Source organism: Vallitalea longa (genome assembly GCF_027923465.1).
Lineage (GTDB): Bacteria > Bacillota > Clostridia > Lachnospirales > Vallitaleaceae > Vallitalea > Vallitalea longa.
Genome location: NZ_BRLB01000027.1, coordinates 36658 through 57778 on the forward strand (window position 1 = coordinate 36658; position 21121 = coordinate 57778).

Genomic DNA, 21121 nt, shown 5'->3' on the forward strand with positions numbered 1-21121 from the left:
GCTTCCTCCAATATTACCGTTCTTTCTTCTAACTAGAGTGATATAACCACATATACTCCATAATAGATTTTTTATAATAATTACAATCAGGGTCATGTCCTAATATATTATCTGCATATTTCGCACATGCTCTACAACCTCCACCACAAAAGTATTTATATTTACATTGATTGCATTCTGGTAAGTTATGTACGCTCAGATGTTTTGCAACTTCTTGACCCCTTTTGATTACTGTATCTATTTTATCAGTATAAATGTTTCCTATTATGTTATCGGTATCAGAAAGCGATGTACATGGATATACATTTCCATCATAACCAATACTGATGGTAGCATCTCCTGCTCCACAACCTGTTACTTTATTTCTATTTTTTACTTTCTTTAGTTGGTCTGATGCGAAAGTAACGGAACGAAATTTTGTCTTATCCTCATCATCTAAGAATATTTCTTCTGTTTCTCTTTTTTGGTATATCTTTTGATTAACATATTGTATATTATCTTTAAATTCTTTTATGTATTTAGTATACTTATCATTATCGGGTGATATATCTTCCTTATTCGTTTCTCCTCTTCCTACTGGTAATAATCTAGTTACGTGTAAATGTCCAATATCATGTATATACATAAACTCTGGGAAATTCATAATATCTTCTATATTATATTTAGTAGCTGTAAATGAAATATACATATCTTTAACATCTAACGATTTCGCATATTTAATATTTTCTATAGTTTTATCAAATGAACCTTTACCCCTTGTAAGATCATTTATTTCTTTTGTAGTACCATCTACAGATACCTGTAATAGATCAATATATGGAAGTACCTCGGGATACATTTTACTTCCTACTGTACCATTAGAGATTACTGTTACTTTGAATCCCATCTCTTTTAGCCCTTTCACTAATTCAGGTAATTTCTTATACAAAAATGGTTCTCCACCACTAATAATAGCTCGTTTCCTTTGTTCTTTTGGAGATGGTTCCAAAAATTTCAGAATATCATCTGGATTCAAAGTTTTAATACCTTCTGGTGTAGCATTTGAATAACAAAATGGACATGATAAATTACATTGGTTAGATACATGTATCCATATGGTATTAGGATATTGCAATTCTTTAGTTATGAACTTTTGTTTTTCCTTACCTTCTTCAATAATTACTTGTTTATCTATTGCGAATTCAATAAATGATTCAAATTGCTCTTTCAGGAAATCTACTGTAAATCCATAATCTTTTGCTATATGCTCTAAAACTGTTTGAAAGTTATTAGGTTTTTTACAACCATTCAATATCTCCAACCCTGTTTTATTAGTTCTAAACCAGTTAACATTATCAAAATCAATCAATAAATATTTATCATCTCTAACATTTAATTCAAAATCTTTATCTAAGTAATAATTCTTGCTATAATCCAACATTAATGTATTCCTCTCCTTTTCTTACCTGTCCATTGGCTTCTATTATGCTTTCTATCTCTTGCAGTGGACACCAGATTTTTATTCCCGAGTTATAGCTAGGTTGAATGAATACTCCTCTATCTTCATTTATATTAGTTGCTACTACTTTTCCAACATAGCTTAAATTATTAGTGGTTCTTACAATTACTCTCTCTGTCTTCATCTATTATCCTCCAATCTTACTCATTCTTTCATGATGACCTATATATTTACTTACATAGCAAAATATATCTCTCTGATCATCTGTATTAAAATTATCCGTTTCTACAATTGGTTCTAAAAGTGTATATTTATTATACTTGTTTGTCACTAATCTCATACCTAATTTATCTCTATGTGTATATTGGTATGTACCTGGAAATGGTGTATTAAAAGATAAAGCCAATTCTGAACGATATTTATTATATAATTCTTCAATGAAGTAAGCTGTTTGCCACATAGTTTCTTTTGTATCGCAATGATGTCCTATCATAAAAGATAAGCAAGTAATTATCTTATTTTGATGTGAACATTCTATAATTTTTTTAGCTTCATCTAAGTTAATACCCTTCTTTATACTATTCAATACTTGTTGACTACCACTTTCTATCCCATATTGTATAGCTATACATCCCGCTTCATGCATTTTTTTTAGTAACTCATTACTCATGACATCAATTCTTGACTCGCACTGCCAGTATATATGTACATCATATTCTTTCATCAGCTCTGTAAAACAGCTAATTCTATTGGGAATTGCAGTGAAAGTATCATCTACAATATATATCTTAGTTAATCTATCTTGTAACATATATTTTATTAGCACCATCTCTAATAATACTGAATCTTCACTTCTGGTTCTATATGTTGCTCCTGAAAGTGCTGTTGCTGAACAGTAAATGCATTTTCCAGGACAGCCTCTACTTGTATATATGTTAACAATGCCATTATATCTTTCAATTTTAACTAAAGTGCGATTTAATAATGGTAATAGATCAAGATTACATATGTTTTTTCTATAATTATTTTTAATGATCTTACCATTTCTTTTAAATACTAATCCTTTTATTTCTTCATATTTTATTGCTACTTCATTACTACTTACAGCCTCTATTAGTTCTACTAATGTAGATTCACCTTCTTTCATAATAACAAAGTCTATATTCTCACTCTCCATACATTCAAGTGGCTGTAGTGTAGGATGAGCTCCTCCTAGTAATATCTTAATCTCTGGAAACTGTTCTTTAATAATTTTACTAAGTGTCATAGCATGATTAAAGTTCTCAGTATACATTGATATTCCTACAATCATTGGTTGTTGAACTCTTATTATTTTTAACAATTTGGCTACGACAATTCTTTCGTAACACATATCAATAATAATTGGTTCATGACCATTCAACTGCAAATATGTACCTAATGCTAATAATCCTAATGATGGGTTGTATGCTTCTTCAACATCTACAAAGTCCTTTTGAATATAATTAAGTATAGGTAGTTGAAGCAACATGACTTTACTCATATTGAAGCCACCCATCTAAGTCATCTTCTTCTTTTAAAATTAATAATCCTTTATCTATAAAATCTTGAATAGCCTCACAAACAATCTCTTCAATGTATTTTATAGTATTATCTTTTTTATATTCTTGAAAAATTTCCTCAATTATTTCCTGAATAGATAAACTACCGTCTATCTTTCTCCATATTAAACTGGATGTTTCATTCATCATTAACTTACCACTTAAAGCATTAATTAGTACATATCCACCTTTTACTTGCCAATTTAATGTTTTTGATTGTGGTATTTTTTCTAAATTCATTATAATTACCTCCTTTTTAATATAAAATCCCATTAAGCTACATTAATGATTAGAATGATTAAATATTTTAATCCTTCATTATTCAATCCATGTAAAATTATACATGGTAATAGACTTCTACTTTTTTCATACAAATGGACTGTAACAATTCCTAACATAATAATAGCTACATAGTTACAAAAGATATTAAATGTAAACCCATTATCAATAGCTTTAAAAAGCAAATTAAAATGTGAAAAAGTAAATATTATAGTTGTAATTATTTGAGACTTCCTAACATTGGTAATTCTCTTTAATACATTATAGAGATATCCTCTAAAAAATAATTCTTCTGCAAGTGCAGCCACAAAAAATGCTTGTATTATCATATGTATAGCATTATTAGTTGTAATGTCACTATATTTTGTCATATACACTGAAATCCTTGACAAACTATGAAATAGATAAACCACTAATAAGATTATTATATATTTTAATGTTTCTTTATTGAGACTGAACGCCCTTTTAAGTCCTTCCCTATCCTGCTTCAAAAACCATCCTATAGGTAATAAATATACAAAAATCATTGTATAGGTGGGCATTAATATAATTTCCTTATTAATGACTAATCCATTAGTCCACTTTCCAACTCCTATCATGTAATAAATTATATATATAATAAATGTTGAAGCAGTAAACAACATCAGATTACTAAATCTATTTTTTATTATATAATTAGTGGTATATTGCTTTTCTATTACTATATATGTAATTGTTAATGCTGACAGTAACGGTAATATCCTAAAAATATCAGTGTAAATAACTGGTAATACAATAATGAATGTACATGCTATAATGTTGATAATGTTAGTTTTCCTATCATTCACCTCTTTTTTATTGTTACTTGATAGCTCCAAGTTTTTCCCTCCATTAACAATATTCTTTATTACACTTTTAATTACGATAAGGGAATTAGCAAATTCCCTATACAATCTAGCCGCTTCCCTTATCTTATTCAGTTTAATATTATGTAAGTGCTATTCCCACTGTTACTCCAGCTCCTATTCCTGCTGCTATTGACCCAACACCTAGTGTATAAGAACAACCACCATCGTCATCATCATCACTTGAATCAACTTCACTACATGAGTAACCTGAAGCACAAGTATTTCCACTACATGCTAAATATCCTCCGAATAATGAAGAAATCGCATCTGGAATATCTAGAATTTTTGGTCTTTTTAACATAATAAATCCCTCCTTCATTCTTTTTACTCGTTTATGTGATTAATATACCAACTCCAACTCCTGCTGCAACACCACCAACAATACCTCCAACAGCAAATCCAGTTTGACAACCATCGTCGTCATCACTTGAATCAACCTCACTACATGAATAACCTGAAGCACAAGTATTTCCACTACATGCTAGACCACCGCCTAATAATGAAGCAGATGCATCAGGAATCTCAAGAATATTTGGTTTTTTTAACATATTTTCACCTCCTTATATTTAAAATATCTATATTATCTACTTCTAGATAATACCTAGTTTAAAAGAATATTCATCCAGTTCTTATAGTTTTTACTTATTTGGACATTGCATTGCTCCATCTCATCTGTGAATTCTACCTTATCATCTAAAGATATAATATATTGATTCAAATTACCTTCTGGCACTGAATATTCTACTTCACCATAATTAAATACTTCGCCTTGATAGCTTATACCTTCATCTAATAATATCTCCACTTTATCACTTATCTCCAATTCTATTGAACTATTATCTATACAATAAAAACTAAAAAAACTTTTATTATCAATTAGCATAAACTCACCATCAACTTCTATGGACTGTGAAAGCTTTACTCCCAATAATATAGTTAAAAAAACAATAAATAGAGCTGTAGCAAAAACAGTTCCTAACCAAGCATATTTCACCATATTCCTGCTATACAATTTGTTTATCCCCTTTCAAATAGATATGTTGATAAAATTTATTCTTTTTTAATAGTGTTTCATGTAGACCTATATCTTCGATCTCTGCATTATTCAGAATAATAATCTCTCCCTTGTCAGCTAATAGACTAATGTCATGTGTAATATATATCTTTATCTTATTACTTAATTCCATCTGTATACCTCGTATTATATCGATAGCTAATCGTTTATCGAGATTACTTGTTATTTCATCAAATATATAGATTTCTGAGTTTCTAAACAATCCTCTTGCTATGGATATTCTTTGTTTTTCACCCTCTGATAATTGAATACCTTTCTCTCCTATTAACGTTTCATACCTATCTTTTAAATTGTTCACGAAATCCTCTATATGACAAATTTTACAAACTCTTGAGAATTTTTCAGCATCTACATTTTCATTACCTAATAATAAGTTTTCTCTTATGGTATCATTGAGGATTACACTTTCTTGGATAATATAAGTAATTCTCTCCCTTAGCTTATTAACACTTAATGTTTTGATATCCATGTTATGATATCTGATATTCCCCTTAATTGGCTCTTGAAATTTAGTTAATAGACTAGCAATAGTAGTCTTTCCCTGACCACTTGGTCCAACAATTATGTAAGTTTTTTTAGAATTCAACACTAATGAAATATCATTCAATATTGTCTTTTTACCATAATTAAATGACATATTGGAAATTGATATTAGTCCTCTATTATCTTCTTTACATTGAATATAGTTTTCTTGCAAATTGGTTTCCGCATTTGATTCGCTTTCTGTATATTGTATACTTGGTTGTATACTTGGTTCATCATAGTCTTCCATTTTTAATTGGAATACAGTATCAATTCTTTCTATTGACACACATGCATTTTGAAATTCAATATTGAAATCCACCATACTGTTAGCATATTGATAGAATTTTTCTGTCAGTCCATCAAATACAAAGAGTGTACCTACCGACATTTTCCCCTGACTTATTTCATAAATTCCTAGTCCTAATATAGTAATAGAGCCTAAAAAAGAAATATAAGATATGCTTGTACCGTATAAATAACGTATAAAAAACTCTTTAAATTTTAATACTTTAATGTTTTTTAATAATTTAATATATTTACTATTATTATATTTTATTTTATTAAAGCTTTTATAAAATTTAAGATTAGTAAATAAATGTGTTAAATAGCTCAAATGCTCTGCATCTTTTTTCCTAAGATTTAGTCTATTGGTTTTAATTTTACTAGAAAATTTTTTGGATATGTACAATTGAATGATTCCAAAAAATAAAGCTATCAGTGTTAATTTCTTATCTATATAAAACATTACAAAAAAATAGACGATCAAATTAGAAATATTAGTTATTATCGTGATAATTGATGTTGTTAAGAATTGTGTGATAGTATTTATATCATTTTTTGTTCTACTAGTAAGATCACCTGTATTAATAATATTAATATCATTTAATTTTATTTTCTGAATGTAATCAACTAACTTTTGTTTGATTGTAATTGATATTTTTTGATTAATGAAAGTATTAAACATACCATTACTATAATTGATTATAGTGCTTATTAACTGACTGATTACCAGCATTAAAGCAATCGTACCTAATAAATAGTACTCCTGTTTTATAAGCACATTATCAATAACTACTTTTATTACTATTGAATATACTAAACTAATGACAGAACCTAGCACAATAAGATATAATATAATAACATAATATTTGTAATAAGGTTTAGCATATATCAAGTACTTCTTTATCTTATCCACTTTCCAATCAACCCCTGTTAATTTTTATTTTTGAATTTGATGTATTATTATATTTATAAATTATACAGTTTTATATGTATTTTAAATAATATTATATATATTATATTATTTTATTATCTATCTTTTTTTATTATTATTTTTTTATTTATATATCATTAGACTTAATAACACATTATTTTTATATATGTTATATATTATATATTATGTATGGTATATTTTCAATATTAATTATAGTATTTCTATTTATAATAATGAAATGTTAATAACAATTTATTAAAATGTCACTTTTCATTGGATTTAAAGCATAAAAATAATTAATTATAGTATAATAACATTATAAAATATTTATTAATCAATTATTATAAAAAGTACAAAAAATGTAGAAAAAAACAAAAAAACATATCTTGTTGTAATTCAAGATATGTTCCACTATTTTATTTATACTACTTCATTAATTGACTTAATACATTTATAACCTATAACGCTTTATCAATATCCCTAGTAAGAACTATATTCACACCTTCAACTATATCTCTAATCGCTACATCCCCTATCTTCATAGGAGCTTCCAAAACCACATCATTTACCATTTTCATACAATCTAATAATGATTCTTTGGGTAATGGTTTATCCGATTTTACAGAAACTACTGGAAGTCTGCCATTACGCACTTTCATAGTAGTGGTTAATATTCTAGTAGGATTAGTGCACTCTGTTTTTGCATACATCTCTCCTCTTTTACAAGTGTTTCCTTCAACCTTTATTACTTCATTATTTTCTAAAGTAACTGTAATATTACATCCAATAGGACATGCAATACAAACTAATTTTCTTTTCTCGATCATATCTTATACCTCCATTTCATAATAAAGAATTACTGATTCTCTAGCATAACTACTAAATCTTCACCGTCTGCCATAGCATCTAATATTTTGCTGGTTAACTGGATACTTTCCATCTCTCCAGGAGCTACCTTTGGCCTTTTCTTAGAATAAATAACTTTATCTTTTGACTTTAAGACTATATTGACTTTCTTCTTAACATCAACTACCCTAAAATAAAGTTTATTCTCATCTTGAACTAATTCTTTATTAATTAAATGAGGAACTACGTATCTAATTTCATTACCTGCAACTGTTTTAATTGTACATTCATTGTTCACCTTATTATTTCCTTTAATGTATCTAGCAGCGCAACGTCCAGCCAGCCTGCTCTCGGCAGTAACAAAATCTACCAAATCATGCACATGAACAACATTACCACAAGCAAATACTCCTTCTACAGAAGTCTCCATCGACTCTGTGACAACAGGACCAGAAGTTACTCTATCCATCTTAATACCCAAATCACGAGAAAGTTCATTCTCTGGGATAAGTCCAACTGATAACAATAAAGTATCACATTTAACATATTCATAAGTATCTTCTATAGGTCTCCTGTTTTCATCAACCTGTGCAATAGTAATTCCCTCTAAACGTTCTTTTCCATGAATATTTACAACTGTATAACTTAGTTTCAAAGGAATATCATAGTCATTAAGACATTGTACGATATTTCTTGTAAGCCCTCCAGAATATGGTAATAACTCGCATACCATTTTAACTTTAGCTCCTTCTAAAGTCATTCTCCTAGCCATGATAAGTCCTATATCTCCAGAACCTAAGATTACTACTTCTTTACCTGGCATATAGCCTTCCATATTAACAAATCTTTGAGCTGCACCTGCTGTATAGATACCTGCTGGTCTGAGACCAGGAATGTTAAGTGCTCCTCTTGTCCTTTCTCTACATCCCATAGCAAGAACAATTGCTTTTGCCTTAATATTAAGCAATCCATCAGTAGAGTTGACAACAGTAACAACTTTATCTTCACTTATATTCAATACCATAGTTTTCAATTTAAATGTAATTCCTAATTTTCCTACTTCTTTCGCAAATCTATCTGCATATTCAGGTCCCGTCAATTCTTCTTTGAAAATATGAAGCCCAAAACCATTATGAATACATTGCTGTAAAATTCCTCCTAGCTCATTATCTCTTTCAATAATCAAAATATCATTAACACCATTTTTATATGCTTCAATAGCAGCAGCCATTCCTGCTGGTCCTCCACCAATAACAACTAAATCAACTGTGTTCATATGTTATTCACCTCATTTTAGTATTAAAATCCATATTTACATATATATAATTACTTGCTTTTACCAACAAGAACTTTTGATTTTCCACCCATTTTGGTTACTTCATCTTTAGAAATATTGAGTTCCCTAGCAATTATATCTACAACTCTTGGTGTACAAAAACCTCCCTGACATCTTCCCATACCTGCTCTTGTTCTTCTCTTCACTGCATCTAGATTACTCGCTCCTATAGAACGATGGATACAATCAACGATTTCTCCTTCTGTAATTGTTTCACAACGACAAATAATATTGCCATAAAGAGGATTTTGTTTTATTAGATCCACTCTTGCTTTTTCATCCATTTCACGGAATCTATAAACTGGTTTTCTAGGTATGTGTTCATCTTTCTTAATTAATTCTATATCCATTGATTTTAGAATTTCTACAACATATTCACTGACAGCTGGAGCTGCTGAAAGTCCTGGTGATTCTATTCCTGCTACATTAATCAATCCTTGAACTTTCTTTGCTTCTTCAATAATAAAATCACCAATATTAGATGAAGCTCTAAGACCTGCAAAAGAAGTTATAACATCTCTAGTATTAACTGTCGGAATAGATTTGGTTGCACCTTCTATTACCTTATTTAAACCTATACTTGTTGTGGCGATATCATCTTTATCCATAATATTTTCTGCTGTTGGTCCAAGAAGTAGGTTACCATCAACAGTTGGAGTTACCAATATACCTTTACCTAATACAGTAGGTGGCTGGAATATAACTTTGTTTACAACGTCACCTTGTCTTTTATCAAGTAGAAGATACTCACCTTTTCTAGGATTGATTTGGAAACTGTCATCACCGACCATAGAAGATATATTATCACTATAAACACCTGCTGCATTTATAATGTACCTACTATTAATTTTGCCTTGAGTCGTGTCCAAAATAAAATTATCATCTGTTTTATCAATATCATTAACAGAACAATCTAGAATCAACTCAACCCCATTGTCAACTGCATTTTCTGCTGCGGCAAGAGTTAATTCATATGGACATATAATTCCAGCAGTCGGTGCATAAAGTGCCCCAATAACTTTATCAGATATATTAGGTTCCATCTTAAGAATTTCTTCTATATTTAGTATTCTTAAATCTGGTACATTATTTTGAATTCCATATTCATATAGTGTATTAAGTTGTTCCATATCATCATCATCAAAAGCTAATACAAAAGAACCTATTCGCTTAAAAGGCACATAGAGTTTTTCTGTAATATCATCCATCATTTCATTACCTCTAACATTAAGCTTAGCTTTTAGACTGCCTGGTTTTGCATCATAACCAGCATGCACAATTGCACTATTTGCTTTGCTGGTCCCCATAGCTACATCTGATTCTTTGTCAATAAGACATAATTTAATATCATATTTAGATAATTCTCGTGCTATCAAAGAACCTGTAACACCTGCACCTATAATACAAATATCATAAATCATACTAAGACCTCCATATATTTTTATGTAATTTTGATTAAGAAATAAGAAACACACAAGAAAAAATAATCAGGAAAGCAAAAAAAGCCACGTTCAAATAGAGTTAATCTCTATTTAAATGTGACTCCTAATCTCCTACACTTAAATTTAACTATTGTATGTAATTATTATTTAATTTAATATCTAAATTCATTATACTACAAAACTAATTAAATTAAAAGAGGGAATTCAAAAAACTATATATTACAAATAAAGCTTTTTATTTTTGTATATATGACTAGTACATATCTAACTATAATTTACTAGGTTTGCTATAACGCTTAGGAAATTCTTTTTCTATATCTAGAGTAATAATATCTTTATTACTAAAATCCAACTCACCATTAGTCATATAAGGAATGACTTCACACTTGACTCTAAATACAAATACATCTACTGTATCATACACTTGTATACATTTATACTCTTGTTTGTATTCTTCAGGAAACTTGAAATTTGTTTCTTCATATAATTGTCTTACTCTTTCTTCGTCATCATATGTAGTATCAATGGTTTCATTAGAGTGATTTCCTCCTCCACTTAAACTTAGCCATTTAAGTAATTTTACTTTAACTTCCCATGAAGTTTTATTAGTTTGGGAAGTTACTTTTTCAAAAGATGTTTTATAAGAATTTTCATTAAATACTATTTTGGTTGTTTCTGTTCCATCCATTACCATCCCTGTTTGTTCTCCAGGCAAATTACTGTAATAGGGTTGTTGCAAGTTTGATTCTAATACTCGATATAGATACGTTCTATCTCCACAAACTATAGTCTCTTCTGTTCCTTTTGGTATTAGTTCAATAGGATGACTTACATCTAATGTATTGGGCTGGTCCATATGCCATGCAAAAGGTCCTCCTTTTATTTCAGGTCTATAATATTTGAATGATATTGTAGTTGACCTATTTGAATTATATGGCTTATACCCATTAGTCATACATGCAAATTTAAAATATGAATCAGCGAAATGTTCAACTCTTCCATCTGCAAATATCACATGATAACCTACCAAACTACCTGGTCCAACATCAACAATCTGATTGCAATGTCTACATCTTAATCTGCCATTAGGATTTATGTCATAATCAACATAGAAATCAGTATCAATTAAATCTGTATATCCTTTTATAGGATTATCTGTAGTAAATTCTTCCCTTAACTCAACAACCATATCATATACTTCCATTTTACTGAAAGTATACCAATCTATGCCATTGCATCCTTTTGCCCAATTTGGAACCGAATAAGTAGTTGATTCTGTTATTACTTCTTTTTCAACTTTTCTTTTTGTATCAGTTGTTTTATAACTATTTGTAAATTCAGTGGTGAGGTCAAAATTAAAAGCTCCTATTTTTTGTACTAATTTTTCAGCAAAAGCATTTTCTTTATTTCCAGCCACACCAACACCAAAAGAAAATGAGTCATTATGCTTCTTGACATTTGAAGTCATATGAGTTGTAGTATAGCCATCAACATTCTTAACAGATTGAGTTTGTCCATTTGCTATAGTCATAACTTTATCCATCTGAGTATATGGCATGTTATTGGATTCTGCTACATTCTTTTTGCAACTTACTATTTTTAATGAATATTCTTTATCATCAATAGTCAATTTTCTCCAATTAGGTATCTTGTTAGGTATTGATAAATCATTTAGTTCATATTCATTATCAGGTATAAATTTTTTTAGCTGACGACTATAGGTGTATATTTGATTATTACTTTGATCAGATACAGATGCTTGTGAATAAGTTTGTGTTAAAGGATATGTCATAATAACTAGAGTCAAAGTGCAGATTAAAAAACATTTTAGTCTTTTCATAATCTTTTCCCCTTTTGCAATTATTTTATAACATATATATTATAACACATCAACAAAATCGACTCAATATCCAACAGACCAATATTATGAATCGTATATACTTTTACAATATTTTATAAAATAATAGAAAAAGGGGAATTATTTATACTATTCAATACTGTTTATTATAGATTCCATAAATCTTTTCTTCCCACAGATACACCTAATGCTCCTACCTTCAATATTGATATTATTTGATCCTTAGAACCTACTAATCCTCCTGCTATTATAGGAACAGCTAATTGGCTACTTAGTCTTTGAATAATTGTAGGAATGATCCCAGGCATAATTTCAATCATATCTGGCTTAACAGATTTTACTGTTTTTACTGTAGTTTTAAAAGATAGGCTATCAATTAAAAAGAACCTTTGGATGGTAAACAATCCTTTTTCTTTCGCATATTTTATATGATTACTTCTAGTACTTATAATACCATCAGGTTTTATTACTTGTGCTATGTAATCAATAGCTTTATTATCTTTACCCATACCTTCAATCATATCCATATGAACAAATACTTTTTTACCTTTATTTTTTATTTTATCAACTAAGGTTTTTAAATTAAAAATATCTGTATATAATAAAAAAACAGTAGATACAGAAGAATCTATAGCTGAATCAATATCTCCACGATCTCTAATTGCTGCGATTATAGGATTTTCTTCTATTGAATCAATAATGTTATTCATATAAACCACCCATCATAAATATAATATAATTTAATATTTTTCTAAATATAACACATTGCTAACAATATGTAAAGTTATGTACAGATGCAATTAATAATTTTAATTATAACCGTTGCATTACCATATAATAAAAAGCGATCTTAATTCTGTATTCTTTCATTATATTGAAAAGTTTTTAAGTTTTTGTTATTATATAAGGGGAAATACTTTGAAATATTAGTAAATAAGTTCTTTATAATATTCCTTAATACATATATATATTAATTCTTTAAATTCTAAAATTATATTATTATTGATAATTTATATCTATTAATATTCGTCTACCCAAATATTAATCCTAAATCAATACCTAATAAAACCTAATTGTTATATAAGCATTTTTTGACTTCTTAGTTAGGAGTAAAATACAATACTCCTCTTTTCAGTAGCATTTGATTCATAGCGCAATTCATACTCATTACTTAAAGATTTGATGATGACAGCATCTATAAAAAAAGAGGAGTGAATCTATGATACCCCTTTATGTTTTTATTTTATCACCTATTATGATTGCAACTATTTCATATATATTTAAAACTAAGTATAATAATATCATCATACTTATTTGTCAGCTAATACTATTTTCTTGTAGCATTATAGATTTTATTTTTGTTAAGTATAATTCTAAACTCTCATGTGTAATTGGCAATTATAAAAAAGGTATTGGAATAGCATTGGAAGCTGATACAATATCTATTGTGTTCGTTATGCTTGTAATTTTTCTATTTACATGTATGCTCATATATAATTTTAACAAACATTATATGAATAATTTATTCTTATTCTTATTTCTAATTCTACAAGGATTGATAAATGGTATTTTTTTATCAATGGATTTATTTAATCTATATGTACTTATTGAAGTGTCTACCCTTGTTGTTAGTATACTTATCATGTTCAAAAAAGATAGTAGCTCTATTTATGATGGAATGATCTATTTGTTCATAAACATTGTTGCTATGACTTTTTTCCTTCTGGGAACTGGCTATATGTATAAGATTTTTGGTTACTTAGATTTCACCACTATATATGACAATATGCATAAAGTCAAAGATACTAAATCACTAATATTACCTTATAGTCTTCTAATTACAGCTGTAAGTCTAAAATCAGCAATAATGCCTTTATTCAGTTGGCTACCTAGAGCTCATGGTTCACATTCTTCTCCATCAATCGTATCAGCCATATTATCTGGATTATATGTAAAATGTGGTGTATACCTGTTTATTAGATTTCAAAATTTATTTTCACCTGCATTTGATACAAATACCATTTTTCTTATTATGGGATTCTTAACAGCAGTAATAGGATTCATATTTGCACTCTCTCAGGTTGATATAAAATTAATACTTTCATATCACACTATAAGTCAAATTGGTTTAATTATATTCGGACTTAGTCTTAACGATATATATAGTCATTGGGGCAGTATATATCATATTATCAATCATGCTATTTTTAAATCCGTTTTATTTTTAACAGCGGGTATCATTATCGAAGAATATGAAACAAGAGATATAAGGCAGATAAGAGGAGTCTATAAAAGAATGCCTTTTGTTAGTATATATACTTTTATAGCTATATTAGGTATTACTGGGGCTCCATTTTTTAATGGAAGCATATCAAAATATTTAATTCAAAAAGGAAGTTATAGCGGAATACTCGATTATGGATTAATATTCATTAATCTTGGCACTATCTTATCGTTTGTCAAATATCTTAGTATGTTTAAGGGTACATATACGGGTAAAAAATATTCTCCACCGATCAATCAAAAAATTGCTATATCGCTGCTAGGGACATTATGTTTTTTAGGAGGTATATTTGGTATTAGGTTAATCAAATTACTTTTCAATATTAGTTTACTTATTACATTTGATGGTTATCTAATCAAAAGCATATTGTACATATTTAGTATCATTCTCGGTATACTATTCTATAAATTTATCTATAATAAGATAAAAATATTCAATCATATCAGAGAAATTAATTTAAGTTTTAACCAGATATGCTTAACTATAACTGTTTATTTTTCAGCCATACTTATAACAATGATGACATTACATAGAATTGGGCTTATATCAATATAATAGAACCAATAAATATAAAGCTAATAATACATATACCTAAATAAATTAAACCATACTATTAATATAATAAGATAATTGATATAATTTATAAAATTAATTCAAATAATTATATTGAAAATATTACAACTTTTTGTTATTATAAGAGTGTCTTCAAGCAAATAAATATTAAGGAGGAATAATTTGAAATACATCATTAATCATAAAATATTTACTTTATTTTTGACTTTCATATGGTGCATTTTATGTGGCAGTTTTTCTATCCATGCAATAATTATAGGATTAGTTATTTCATCTATTGCTATTTTTTTAGGTTGTCATATACCAGGTGGTGCCCAATATCTACATAGCCTGAATGTATCCTTTTTCAATTTTCTTAAATTCATGTTCATATTATTTATCGATATCTATATATCGACATTCAAAATGTTCAAATTAATTTTTACTTCAAATATTAATCCTAGGTTAGTACCTATTAAAACATCGTTAAATAACGATTGGTCAATATTTTTTTTAGCTAATGCAATAACTCTAACTCCAGGTACTGTTACAGTTAACAGAAAAGGTAATAAGCTATTGATATTAACTACATATCCAGAAGAATCCAACAAGATTGTAAATCAATCATTAGTAAATGCACTTAGTAAAGGAGTGAAACATTGATATACTATTTTTTTTCATTTTTATTAATAATGTCAATTATAAGCATAATAATAATAGTAAAAGGTCCAACCATATGGGATAGGCTTTTAGGTCTTAACCTTTTTTCTGCAAAAATCATATTATTGATACTTATTTTTTCTATATTGTTTGATTTACCGTATTTACTGGATATCGCTATAGTTTATACTCTATTTGGATTTATAGGCATTATTTTTATATCAAGATTTGTAAAAGGAAAGGGGAAAATTTGATGTTTGAGATTATAGGCTATATTATTATCTCTATAGGATTAATATTTATGCTTATAGGCCTAATCGGATTACTTAAATTCAAGAATTTTTATTCTCGTGTTTTAGTATCATCAATTATTGATACTGCTTCATTTATAACTATTATTATAGGTGTTATTTTTATAAAAGGCATAAGTTTTTTTAGTCTTAAAATAATACTTATACTTTTACTTATGCTTTTTTTGAATCCTTTAGCTACCCACACTATTGCTCGAAATGCAAATATTAGTGGTTTAAGAATAGGAGATGATAATTAGTGTTAGAAATCGCTTTACTGTTGTTAGTGGTCTTAGCAATACTTGCAGTACAAACTAATACATTGAGAAGGGCTATCGTATATCTCTGTGTATTCTCATTACTTTGTTCTTTTTGTTATCTACTTTATCAAGCACCAGATGTCGCTATTGCAGAAGCAGTTATCGGCAGTACATTATCAACTATCATTTATCTTGTCGCATTAAATAAATATAAAGTCTTTAGAGTGTACTATATTATGGAATCACAGGAATCATATTATATACAGAAAAATGATTTATGTAAGACTTTAGCAAAATATTCTTATGAAAAAGAATTGGAACTGGATATAGTTAATTCCAACAAAAGCATTGAAGACATAGTTAATGATTATCCTTATGATATTATAGTTCTTCATAGTTCTGATACTATAACTGTATATGGTGACAAATCAAATTACCATTTTGATGATTTGATTAAATATATTGGTGATACTACAAATATTGAAGTTACTTATGATTATCTAATAGAAAATGAAGGAGATACATTGTTATGAGAAGAAAATTACTAGCAATATTTTTATTGATTGTCTTTTTAATATGTATATCACTTGATATTGTTCCTCTTGATAATTCAACAGAGGTATTGAACTATTATGTTGATAATAGTTTAGATGAAACTGGAAGCGTTAACGTTGTTACTTCTATATATCTTAATTATAGAGTATTTGATACTATATTTGAAACATTACTATTATTAATAAGCATAATTGGTATAATATATTTTTCAAGGCATGAGGGAGATTATTAGTACTAAGTACAAGGAGGTCAACTGAAATGAGAAGCAGATCTGAACTGCTCATTAAGTCATTAGGTATACTATATCCCATTATATTCTTATTTGGTATATATATAACTATATATGGTCACAATACACCAGGAGGAGGATTTCAAGGTGGTGCTATCATGAGCTCTACCTTTATAATTCAATATATCATTAATCCTGAGATAGAAATTTCTCTATGGAAATTACAGAAGATAGAGAAAGTTTTATTTCTATGTATATTATTGATAGTAGTTATATTCATTCTTTATATGAATGGAACAACTAATACATTAATTAATAGAATCTATCTTGTTTCAATGAATATCTTGATTGCAACAAAAGTCTATTGTGGATTAAGTATTATTTTCTTTAGATTTGTACTTTTTGAAAGCAGATAGCTGTACGTAACGTAGAAGAAAGGAGGTTGAATTAAATGGATAATATCATAAATGGTGAAACAATAGGTGTAGCACTATTTTTCATAGGTATGTACGGTCTTTTAGCCAGACGTAATATTATAAAATCTGTTATTTCTATGGGAATAATTCAGTCTGGTATTATATTGTTCTTTTTAACTATCAACTACACAAAAAATTCTATCCCACCTATAGGTGAAAATATAGAAAAAGTAACCTCTGACCCTCTACCCCAAGCATTAATGATTACAGCAGTAGTAATAGGTATATCTATAACTGCAGTCAGCCTAACAATGTTTATAACACTCTACCATCGTTATGGTACAACAAACTGGCACAAAGCTACTAAAAAAAGAGGAGAGAATATATGATACCCCTTTACATTTTCATTTTATTACCGATAATAATAGCATCTATTTTTTATCTTTTCAGAACAAAATATAATAAAATATTTATACTAATAAGTCAGTTAATACTCTTTACTTTCAGTATAGTTAACTTTACTTATGTAAAAATGAACAATAATATATCATGTGTACTAGGAAATTATAAAGCTGGTGTAGGTATATCACTAAATGCTGACAAAATATCTTCTGTTTTAGTAATGCTTACAATATTTCTTTTTACATGTATGATAATACATAATTACCAAAAGAAATATGTGAACAATCTATTTCTTTTTTTATTCTTGATTCTACAAGGTTTGATGAATGGTATATTCTTGTCAATGGACCTATTTAATCTATATGTACTTATTGAAGTATCGACTATTGTCGTAAGTATTATTATTATGTTCAAAAAAGACAGTCGTTCAATCTATGACGGTATGCTGTATCTGTTAATTAATATAGTTGCTATGACCTTTTTCCTTATAGGGATAGGCTATATATATAAAATATTTGGTACTCTTGACATTGAACTCATATACACAAATATGAATAAAATCAATGATACAAAAACTTTAATTTTACCTTATTGTCTAATCATAACAGCTGTTAGCCTGAAATCAGCCATTATGCCATTATTCAGTTGGTTACCAAGAGCTCATGGAACACATTCCTCCCCTTCCATCGTATCAGCCATTTTATCAGGGCTTTATGTAAAATGTGGAATTTATATCTTCATAAGAATACAAAACATGTTCTCACCTGCATTTGATACTAGTATAATTTTTATGATTTTTGGATTTTTAACTGCTGTTGTAGGATTTATATTTGCTGTTTCACAAACCGATATAAAATTAATACTTTCATACTCCACAATAAGTCAAATAGGTTTAATTATATTTGGTTTATGCCTTAATAATACTTACAGTTATTGGGGTAGTATATACCACATAATTAATCATGCAATCTTCAAATCAATATTATTCATTACTGCGGGAATTATTATTGAAGAGTATGGAACGAGGGATATACGCCAGATAAAAGGTGTCTTTAAGCGAATGCCATTTATAAGTACTTTCATATTTATTGCTATTCTAGGGATTACTGGAGCTCCATTTTTTAACGGAAGCATATCTAAATACTTGATTCAAGAAGGAAGTTATAGTGGTTTATTGGACTATGGATTAATTTTCATCAATCTTGGTACTATTTTATGTTTTCTAAAATACCTTAATATGTTTAGAGGTCCATATGTCGGAAAAAAACATTCCCCTCCCTTAAATCAAAAATTCATAATATTTTTATTAGGTACTCTTTGTTTTATAGGGGGTATATTAGGAATTAGTTTCATAAAGATATTGTTCAATATTGATCTTAACATAACTTTTAATGGATATTTGATTAAAAGCATTCTCTATATAATCAGTATTATAATAGGTCTATTATTCTATAAGTTTTTATATAAAAAAATTAAATTATTCAATACTATTAGAGAAATCAATCTGAGCTTTAATCAAATCTGCTTAACTATAACCGTTTATTTCTCTTTTATACTTATTACTATGATTACCTTATATAGGTTTAACTATATTTAATATATCTATAGATGCTGTTTCTTTAATTCTTCAACTAGATCAATCGGTTTATCTATTAGATGTTTTTCTAATAGGATCGAATTTACAATATATTCTATATCCTGAACCCTAATTGGCTCAGCTCCTCTTTTTAGTATAAAGCCAAATTGTCCATTGGGTTCTAGGGTTCCTTTTTCAATATAATTAAGATTAGGAATCCCTTCTTGACGAACTCTAGTCATTATCTCAGTTTTTGTTATTTTAAGCTTTTTAAGATTTTCGGGTACAAAATTTCCATCTTTTATAATTATCACTTCTTTTCCAACAGCTAATTTCTCAAAACCATGGAAATGAAACTCTAAATATTCAAATATCAATAATAACAGAATATAAATAGACGCTGCTATTATCGTTTTAGCAACATCTTTATCAGCAAAAGGTTCTACAATTATTGCACCAATAGATATAACCATAACTGTTTGTGCTATAGTCATTTGGGCCAAAGACCTTCTTCCTGTAATCCTAAGAAGAATAATAGCTACAACATATAGAACTATTGGTTTTAGAATGAAAGGCATAATTACCACTCCTAAAAATTTTAATGTAATAATATTCCAATATTATATTTATTATATCCATTAAACTAATATATAATGCACTTAAGTACTAATCCAACTAAGAAAATAAATTTGTATATCAAAGTCTTAGTCGTTAATAAGTATATGTTATTGTATAAGGAAAAAAGAAACTTCATAGGGTAAATTATTTGTAATCTAAAAAAACTTATAACAATTAAGTTATAAGTTTCTAGTAGCGGAGAACGGAGTCGAACCGTTGACACTACGGGTATGAACCGTATGCTCTAGCCATCTGAGCTACTCCGCCACAATATTTAGCTTTAATTTAATGGGCGCAACAGGGCTCGAACCTGTGACCCCCTGCTTGTAAGGCAGGTGCTCTCCCAGCTGAGCTATGCGCCCTGGGAATAATATATAAATAATTTTTTAATAAACGACCCAGAAGGGACTCGAACCCTCGACCTCCGGCGTGACAGGCCGGCGTTCTAAACCAACTGAACCACTGGGCCAAAACAGGGGCAGCAGGATTTGAACCCACGACATTCGGTTTTGGAGACCGACGTTCTACCAGCTGAACTATGCCCCTAGATTAAAAACAAACAACACATTGATTTCTTATTACTAATTAAACTATCAATCAACCTAAGCAAATAACTACTATATAACTTATACATCTTAACTCTTAGCTTGACTTCTTATACATTCAAACCCTTAGGTTCAAACATATTTCCTTGGTCAAGCCCTCGACCTATTAGTATCGGTCAGCTGAACATGTTACCATGCTTACACCTCCGACCTATCAACCTTGTAGTCTTCAAGGGGTCTTACTACCTTACGGTA

The 21121-nt window shown here is 28.5% G+C and carries 24 protein-coding genes, 4 tRNA genes and 1 rRNA gene; 9 read left to right on the forward strand and 20 right to left on the reverse strand.

Annotation, left to right across the window (positions count from 1 at the left end):
• Positions 1-28: 28 nt before the first annotated feature.
• The 14 genes from QMG30_RS23515 to QMG30_RS23580 form a co-directional block, all read right to left on the reverse strand.
• The gene (locus QMG30_RS23515) at positions 29-1420 is read right to left on the reverse strand and encodes a radical SAM/SPASM domain-containing protein (RefSeq protein WP_281819589.1); all 1392 of its coding nucleotides are present in this window, start codon (positions 1418-1420) and stop codon (positions 29-31) included.
• Positions 1407-1622, reverse strand: coding sequence for a hypothetical protein (locus QMG30_RS23520; RefSeq protein WP_281819590.1), 216 nt, complete (start codon positions 1620-1622; stop codon positions 1407-1409). The genes QMG30_RS23515 and QMG30_RS23520 overlap by 14 nt, the downstream gene beginning before the upstream one ends.
• Before the next feature lie 3 nt (positions 1623-1625).
• Positions 1626-2960, reverse strand: coding sequence for a B12-binding domain-containing radical SAM protein (locus QMG30_RS23525; protein WP_281819591.1), 1335 nt, complete (start codon positions 2958-2960; stop codon positions 1626-1628).
• Positions 2953-3258, reverse strand: a complete 306-nt coding sequence (locus tag QMG30_RS23530; protein WP_281819592.1) for a PqqD family protein — start codon at positions 3256-3258, stop codon at positions 2953-2955. Before QMG30_RS23530 ends, QMG30_RS23525 begins: the two co-directional genes overlap by 8 nt.
• 32 nt (positions 3259-3290) lie before the next feature.
• Entirely contained in the window at positions 3291-4154 is an 864-nt protein-coding gene (locus QMG30_RS23535) for a CPBP family intramembrane glutamic endopeptidase (protein WP_281819594.1), read from the reverse strand.
• A gap of 109 nt (positions 4155-4263) precedes the next feature.
• Positions 4264-4485: a hypothetical protein gene (locus QMG30_RS23540; RefSeq protein WP_281819595.1), complete on the reverse strand. Its 222-nt coding sequence runs from the start codon at positions 4483-4485 to the stop codon at positions 4264-4266.
• A 31-nt stretch (positions 4486-4516) separates the two neighbouring features.
• Positions 4517-4732, reverse strand: a complete 216-nt coding sequence (locus QMG30_RS23545) for a hypothetical protein (protein ID WP_281819596.1) — start codon at positions 4730-4732, stop codon at positions 4517-4519.
• A 53-nt stretch (positions 4733-4785) separates the two neighbouring features.
• Entirely contained in the window at positions 4786-5196 is a 411-nt protein-coding gene (locus QMG30_RS23550; protein WP_281819598.1) for a hypothetical protein, read from the reverse strand.
• The gene (locus QMG30_RS23555; protein ID WP_281819599.1) at positions 5189-6979 is read right to left on the reverse strand and encodes an ABC transporter ATP-binding protein; all 1791 of its coding nucleotides are present in this window, start codon (positions 6977-6979) and stop codon (positions 5189-5191) included. The genes QMG30_RS23550 and QMG30_RS23555 overlap by 8 nt, the downstream gene beginning before the upstream one ends.
• Before the next feature lie 476 nt (positions 6980-7455).
• Complete coding sequence (locus QMG30_RS23560) at positions 7456-7824, reverse strand: DUF1667 domain-containing protein (RefSeq protein ID WP_330680842.1); 369 nt, start codon at positions 7822-7824, stop codon at positions 7456-7458.
• A 29-nt stretch (positions 7825-7853) separates the two neighbouring features.
• Positions 7854-9119, reverse strand: coding sequence for an NAD(P)/FAD-dependent oxidoreductase (locus QMG30_RS23565; protein WP_281819600.1), 1266 nt, complete (start codon positions 9117-9119; stop codon positions 7854-7856).
• Positions 9120-9169: 50 nt separating this feature from the next.
• The gene (locus QMG30_RS23570; RefSeq protein WP_330680843.1) at positions 9170-10600 is read right to left on the reverse strand and encodes an NAD(P)/FAD-dependent oxidoreductase; all 1431 of its coding nucleotides are present in this window, start codon (positions 10598-10600) and stop codon (positions 9170-9172) included.
• A gap of 289 nt (positions 10601-10889) precedes the next feature.
• Positions 10890-12461, reverse strand: a complete 1572-nt coding sequence (locus tag QMG30_RS23575) for a hypothetical protein (protein ID WP_281819601.1) — start codon at positions 12459-12461, stop codon at positions 10890-10892.
• A gap of 164 nt (positions 12462-12625) precedes the next feature.
• Complete coding sequence (locus QMG30_RS23580; protein WP_281819603.1) at positions 12626-13189, reverse strand: glycerol-3-phosphate responsive antiterminator; 564 nt, start codon at positions 13187-13189, stop codon at positions 12626-12628.
• A gap of 509 nt (positions 13190-13698) precedes the next feature.
• On the opposite strand from QMG30_RS23580, the gene QMG30_RS23585 reads away from it, so the two are divergent.
• The 9 genes from QMG30_RS23585 to QMG30_RS23620 all read left to right on the forward strand — a co-directional run bounded on the left by QMG30_RS23585 (position 13699) and on the right by QMG30_RS23620 (position 19724).
• Complete coding sequence (locus tag QMG30_RS23585; protein ID WP_281819605.1) at positions 13699-15318, forward strand: complex I subunit 5 family protein; 1620 nt, start codon at positions 13699-13701, stop codon at positions 15316-15318.
• A gap of 180 nt (positions 15319-15498) precedes the next feature.
• Positions 15499-15978 (forward strand): Na+/H+ antiporter subunit E, encoded by a 480-nt coding sequence (locus QMG30_RS23590; protein WP_281819607.1) that lies wholly within the window; start codon positions 15499-15501, stop codon positions 15976-15978.
• A gap of 29 nt (positions 15979-16007) precedes the next feature.
• Positions 16008-16229: an MrpF/PhaF family protein gene (locus tag QMG30_RS25275; RefSeq protein WP_353511686.1), complete on the forward strand. Its 222-nt coding sequence runs from the start codon at positions 16008-16010 to the stop codon at positions 16227-16229.
• Positions 16229-16525: a monovalent cation/H(+) antiporter subunit G gene (locus QMG30_RS23595; protein ID WP_281819608.1), complete on the forward strand. Its 297-nt coding sequence runs from the start codon at positions 16229-16231 to the stop codon at positions 16523-16525. Before QMG30_RS25275 ends, QMG30_RS23595 begins: the two co-directional genes overlap by 1 nt.
• Positions 16525-17058: a Na(+)/H(+) antiporter subunit B gene (locus QMG30_RS23600; protein WP_281819609.1), complete on the forward strand. Its 534-nt coding sequence runs from the start codon at positions 16525-16527 to the stop codon at positions 17056-17058. Before QMG30_RS23595 ends, QMG30_RS23600 begins: the two co-directional genes overlap by 1 nt.
• Positions 17055-17312, forward strand: coding sequence for a hydrogen gas-evolving membrane-bound hydrogenase subunit E (mbhE, locus tag QMG30_RS23605; protein ID WP_281819610.1), 258 nt, complete (start codon positions 17055-17057; stop codon positions 17310-17312). The genes QMG30_RS23600 and mbhE overlap by 4 nt, the downstream gene beginning before the upstream one ends.
• A 26-nt stretch (positions 17313-17338) precedes the next feature.
• Entirely contained in the window at positions 17339-17725 is a 387-nt protein-coding gene (locus tag QMG30_RS23610; protein WP_281819611.1) for an MnhB domain-containing protein, read from the forward strand.
• A gap of 35 nt (positions 17726-17760) precedes the next feature.
• Positions 17761-18114, forward strand: a complete 354-nt coding sequence (locus tag QMG30_RS23615) for a cation:proton antiporter subunit C (protein ID WP_281819612.1) — start codon at positions 17761-17763, stop codon at positions 18112-18114.
• Positions 18111-19724, forward strand: a complete 1614-nt coding sequence (locus QMG30_RS23620; RefSeq protein WP_281819613.1) for a complex I subunit 5 family protein — start codon at positions 18111-18113, stop codon at positions 19722-19724. The genes QMG30_RS23615 and QMG30_RS23620 overlap by 4 nt, the downstream gene beginning before the upstream one ends.
• 5 nt (positions 19725-19729) lie before the next feature.
• Here QMG30_RS23620 and QMG30_RS23625 read toward each other — a convergent pair whose 3' ends face one another.
• The 6 genes from QMG30_RS23625 to QMG30_RS23650 form a co-directional block, all read right to left on the reverse strand.
• Entirely contained in the window at positions 19730-20281 is a 552-nt protein-coding gene (locus QMG30_RS23625; protein WP_281819614.1) for a DUF421 domain-containing protein, read from the reverse strand.
• 233 nt (positions 20282-20514) lie between these two features.
• Positions 20515-20588: transfer RNA gene (locus QMG30_RS23630), tRNA-Met, on the reverse strand.
• A gap of 22 nt (positions 20589-20610) precedes the next feature.
• Positions 20611-20683: transfer RNA gene (locus QMG30_RS23635), tRNA-Val, on the reverse strand.
• A gap of 32 nt (positions 20684-20715) precedes the next feature.
• Positions 20716-20790: transfer RNA gene (locus QMG30_RS23640), tRNA-Asp, on the reverse strand.
• Between the two features lie 4 nt (positions 20791-20794).
• A tRNA-Trp gene (locus QMG30_RS23645) sits at positions 20795-20867 on the reverse strand.
• A gap of 145 nt (positions 20868-21012) precedes the next feature.
• Positions 21013-21121, reverse strand: a 23S ribosomal RNA gene (locus QMG30_RS23650); the annotation flags it as partial.

What these genes read in the sequence shown, in the direction of transcription:
- QMG30_RS23560 (WP_330680842.1), bottom strand. Translation starts at nt 7,824, where the DNA reads ATGATCGAGAAAAGAAAATTAGTTTGTATTGCATGTCCTATTGGATGT.
- QMG30_RS23525 (WP_281819591.1), bottom strand. Translation starts at nt 2,960, where the DNA reads ATGAGTAAAGTCATGTTGCTTCAACTACCTATACTTAATTATATTCAA.
- QMG30_RS23615 (WP_281819612.1), top strand. Translation starts at nt 17,761, where the DNA reads ATGGATAATATCATAAATGGTGAAACAATAGGTGTAGCACTATTTTTC.
- QMG30_RS23515 (WP_281819589.1), bottom strand. Translation starts at nt 1,420, where the DNA reads ATGTTGGATTATAGCAAGAATTATTACTTAGATAAAGATTTTGAATTA.
- mbhE (WP_281819610.1), top strand. Translation starts at nt 17,055, where the DNA reads ATGAGAAGAAAATTACTAGCAATATTTTTATTGATTGTCTTTTTAATA.
- QMG30_RS23565 (WP_281819600.1), bottom strand. Translation starts at nt 9,119, where the DNA reads ATGAACACAGTTGATTTAGTTGTTATTGGTGGAGGACCAGCAGGAATG.
- QMG30_RS23575 (WP_281819601.1), bottom strand. Translation starts at nt 12,461, where the DNA reads ATGAAAAGACTAAAATGTTTTTTAATCTGCACTTTGACTCTAGTTATT.
- QMG30_RS23595 (WP_281819608.1), top strand. Translation starts at nt 16,229, where the DNA reads ATGTTTGAGATTATAGGCTATATTATTATCTCTATAGGATTAATATTT.
- QMG30_RS23520 (WP_281819590.1), bottom strand. Translation starts at nt 1,622, where the DNA reads ATGAAGACAGAGAGAGTAATTGTAAGAACCACTAATAATTTAAGCTAT.
- QMG30_RS23530 (WP_281819592.1), bottom strand. Translation starts at nt 3,258, where the DNA reads ATGAATTTAGAAAAAATACCACAATCAAAAACATTAAATTGGCAAGTA.
- QMG30_RS23620 (WP_281819613.1), top strand. Translation starts at nt 18,111, where the DNA reads ATGATACCCCTTTACATTTTCATTTTATTACCGATAATAATAGCATCT.
- QMG30_RS23545 (WP_281819596.1), bottom strand. Translation starts at nt 4,732, where the DNA reads ATGTTAAAAAAACCAAATATTCTTGAGATTCCTGATGCATCTGCTTCA.
- QMG30_RS25275 (WP_353511686.1), top strand. Translation starts at nt 16,008, where the DNA reads ATGTCAATTATAAGCATAATAATAATAGTAAAAGGTCCAACCATATGG.
- QMG30_RS23540 (WP_281819595.1), bottom strand. Translation starts at nt 4,485, where the DNA reads ATGTTAAAAAGACCAAAAATTCTAGATATTCCAGATGCGATTTCTTCA.
- QMG30_RS23570 (WP_330680843.1), bottom strand. Translation starts at nt 10,600, where the DNA reads ATGATTTATGATATTTGTATTATAGGTGCAGGTGTTACAGGTTCTTTG.
- QMG30_RS23610 (WP_281819611.1), top strand. Translation starts at nt 17,339, where the DNA reads ATGAGAAGCAGATCTGAACTGCTCATTAAGTCATTAGGTATACTATAT.
- QMG30_RS23625 (WP_281819614.1), bottom strand. Translation starts at nt 20,281, where the DNA reads ATGCCTTTCATTCTAAAACCAATAGTTCTATATGTTGTAGCTATTATT.
- QMG30_RS23585 (WP_281819605.1), top strand. Translation starts at nt 13,699, where the DNA reads ATGATACCCCTTTATGTTTTTATTTTATCACCTATTATGATTGCAACT.
- QMG30_RS23580 (WP_281819603.1), bottom strand. Translation starts at nt 13,189, where the DNA reads ATGAATAACATTATTGATTCAATAGAAGAAAATCCTATAATCGCAGCA.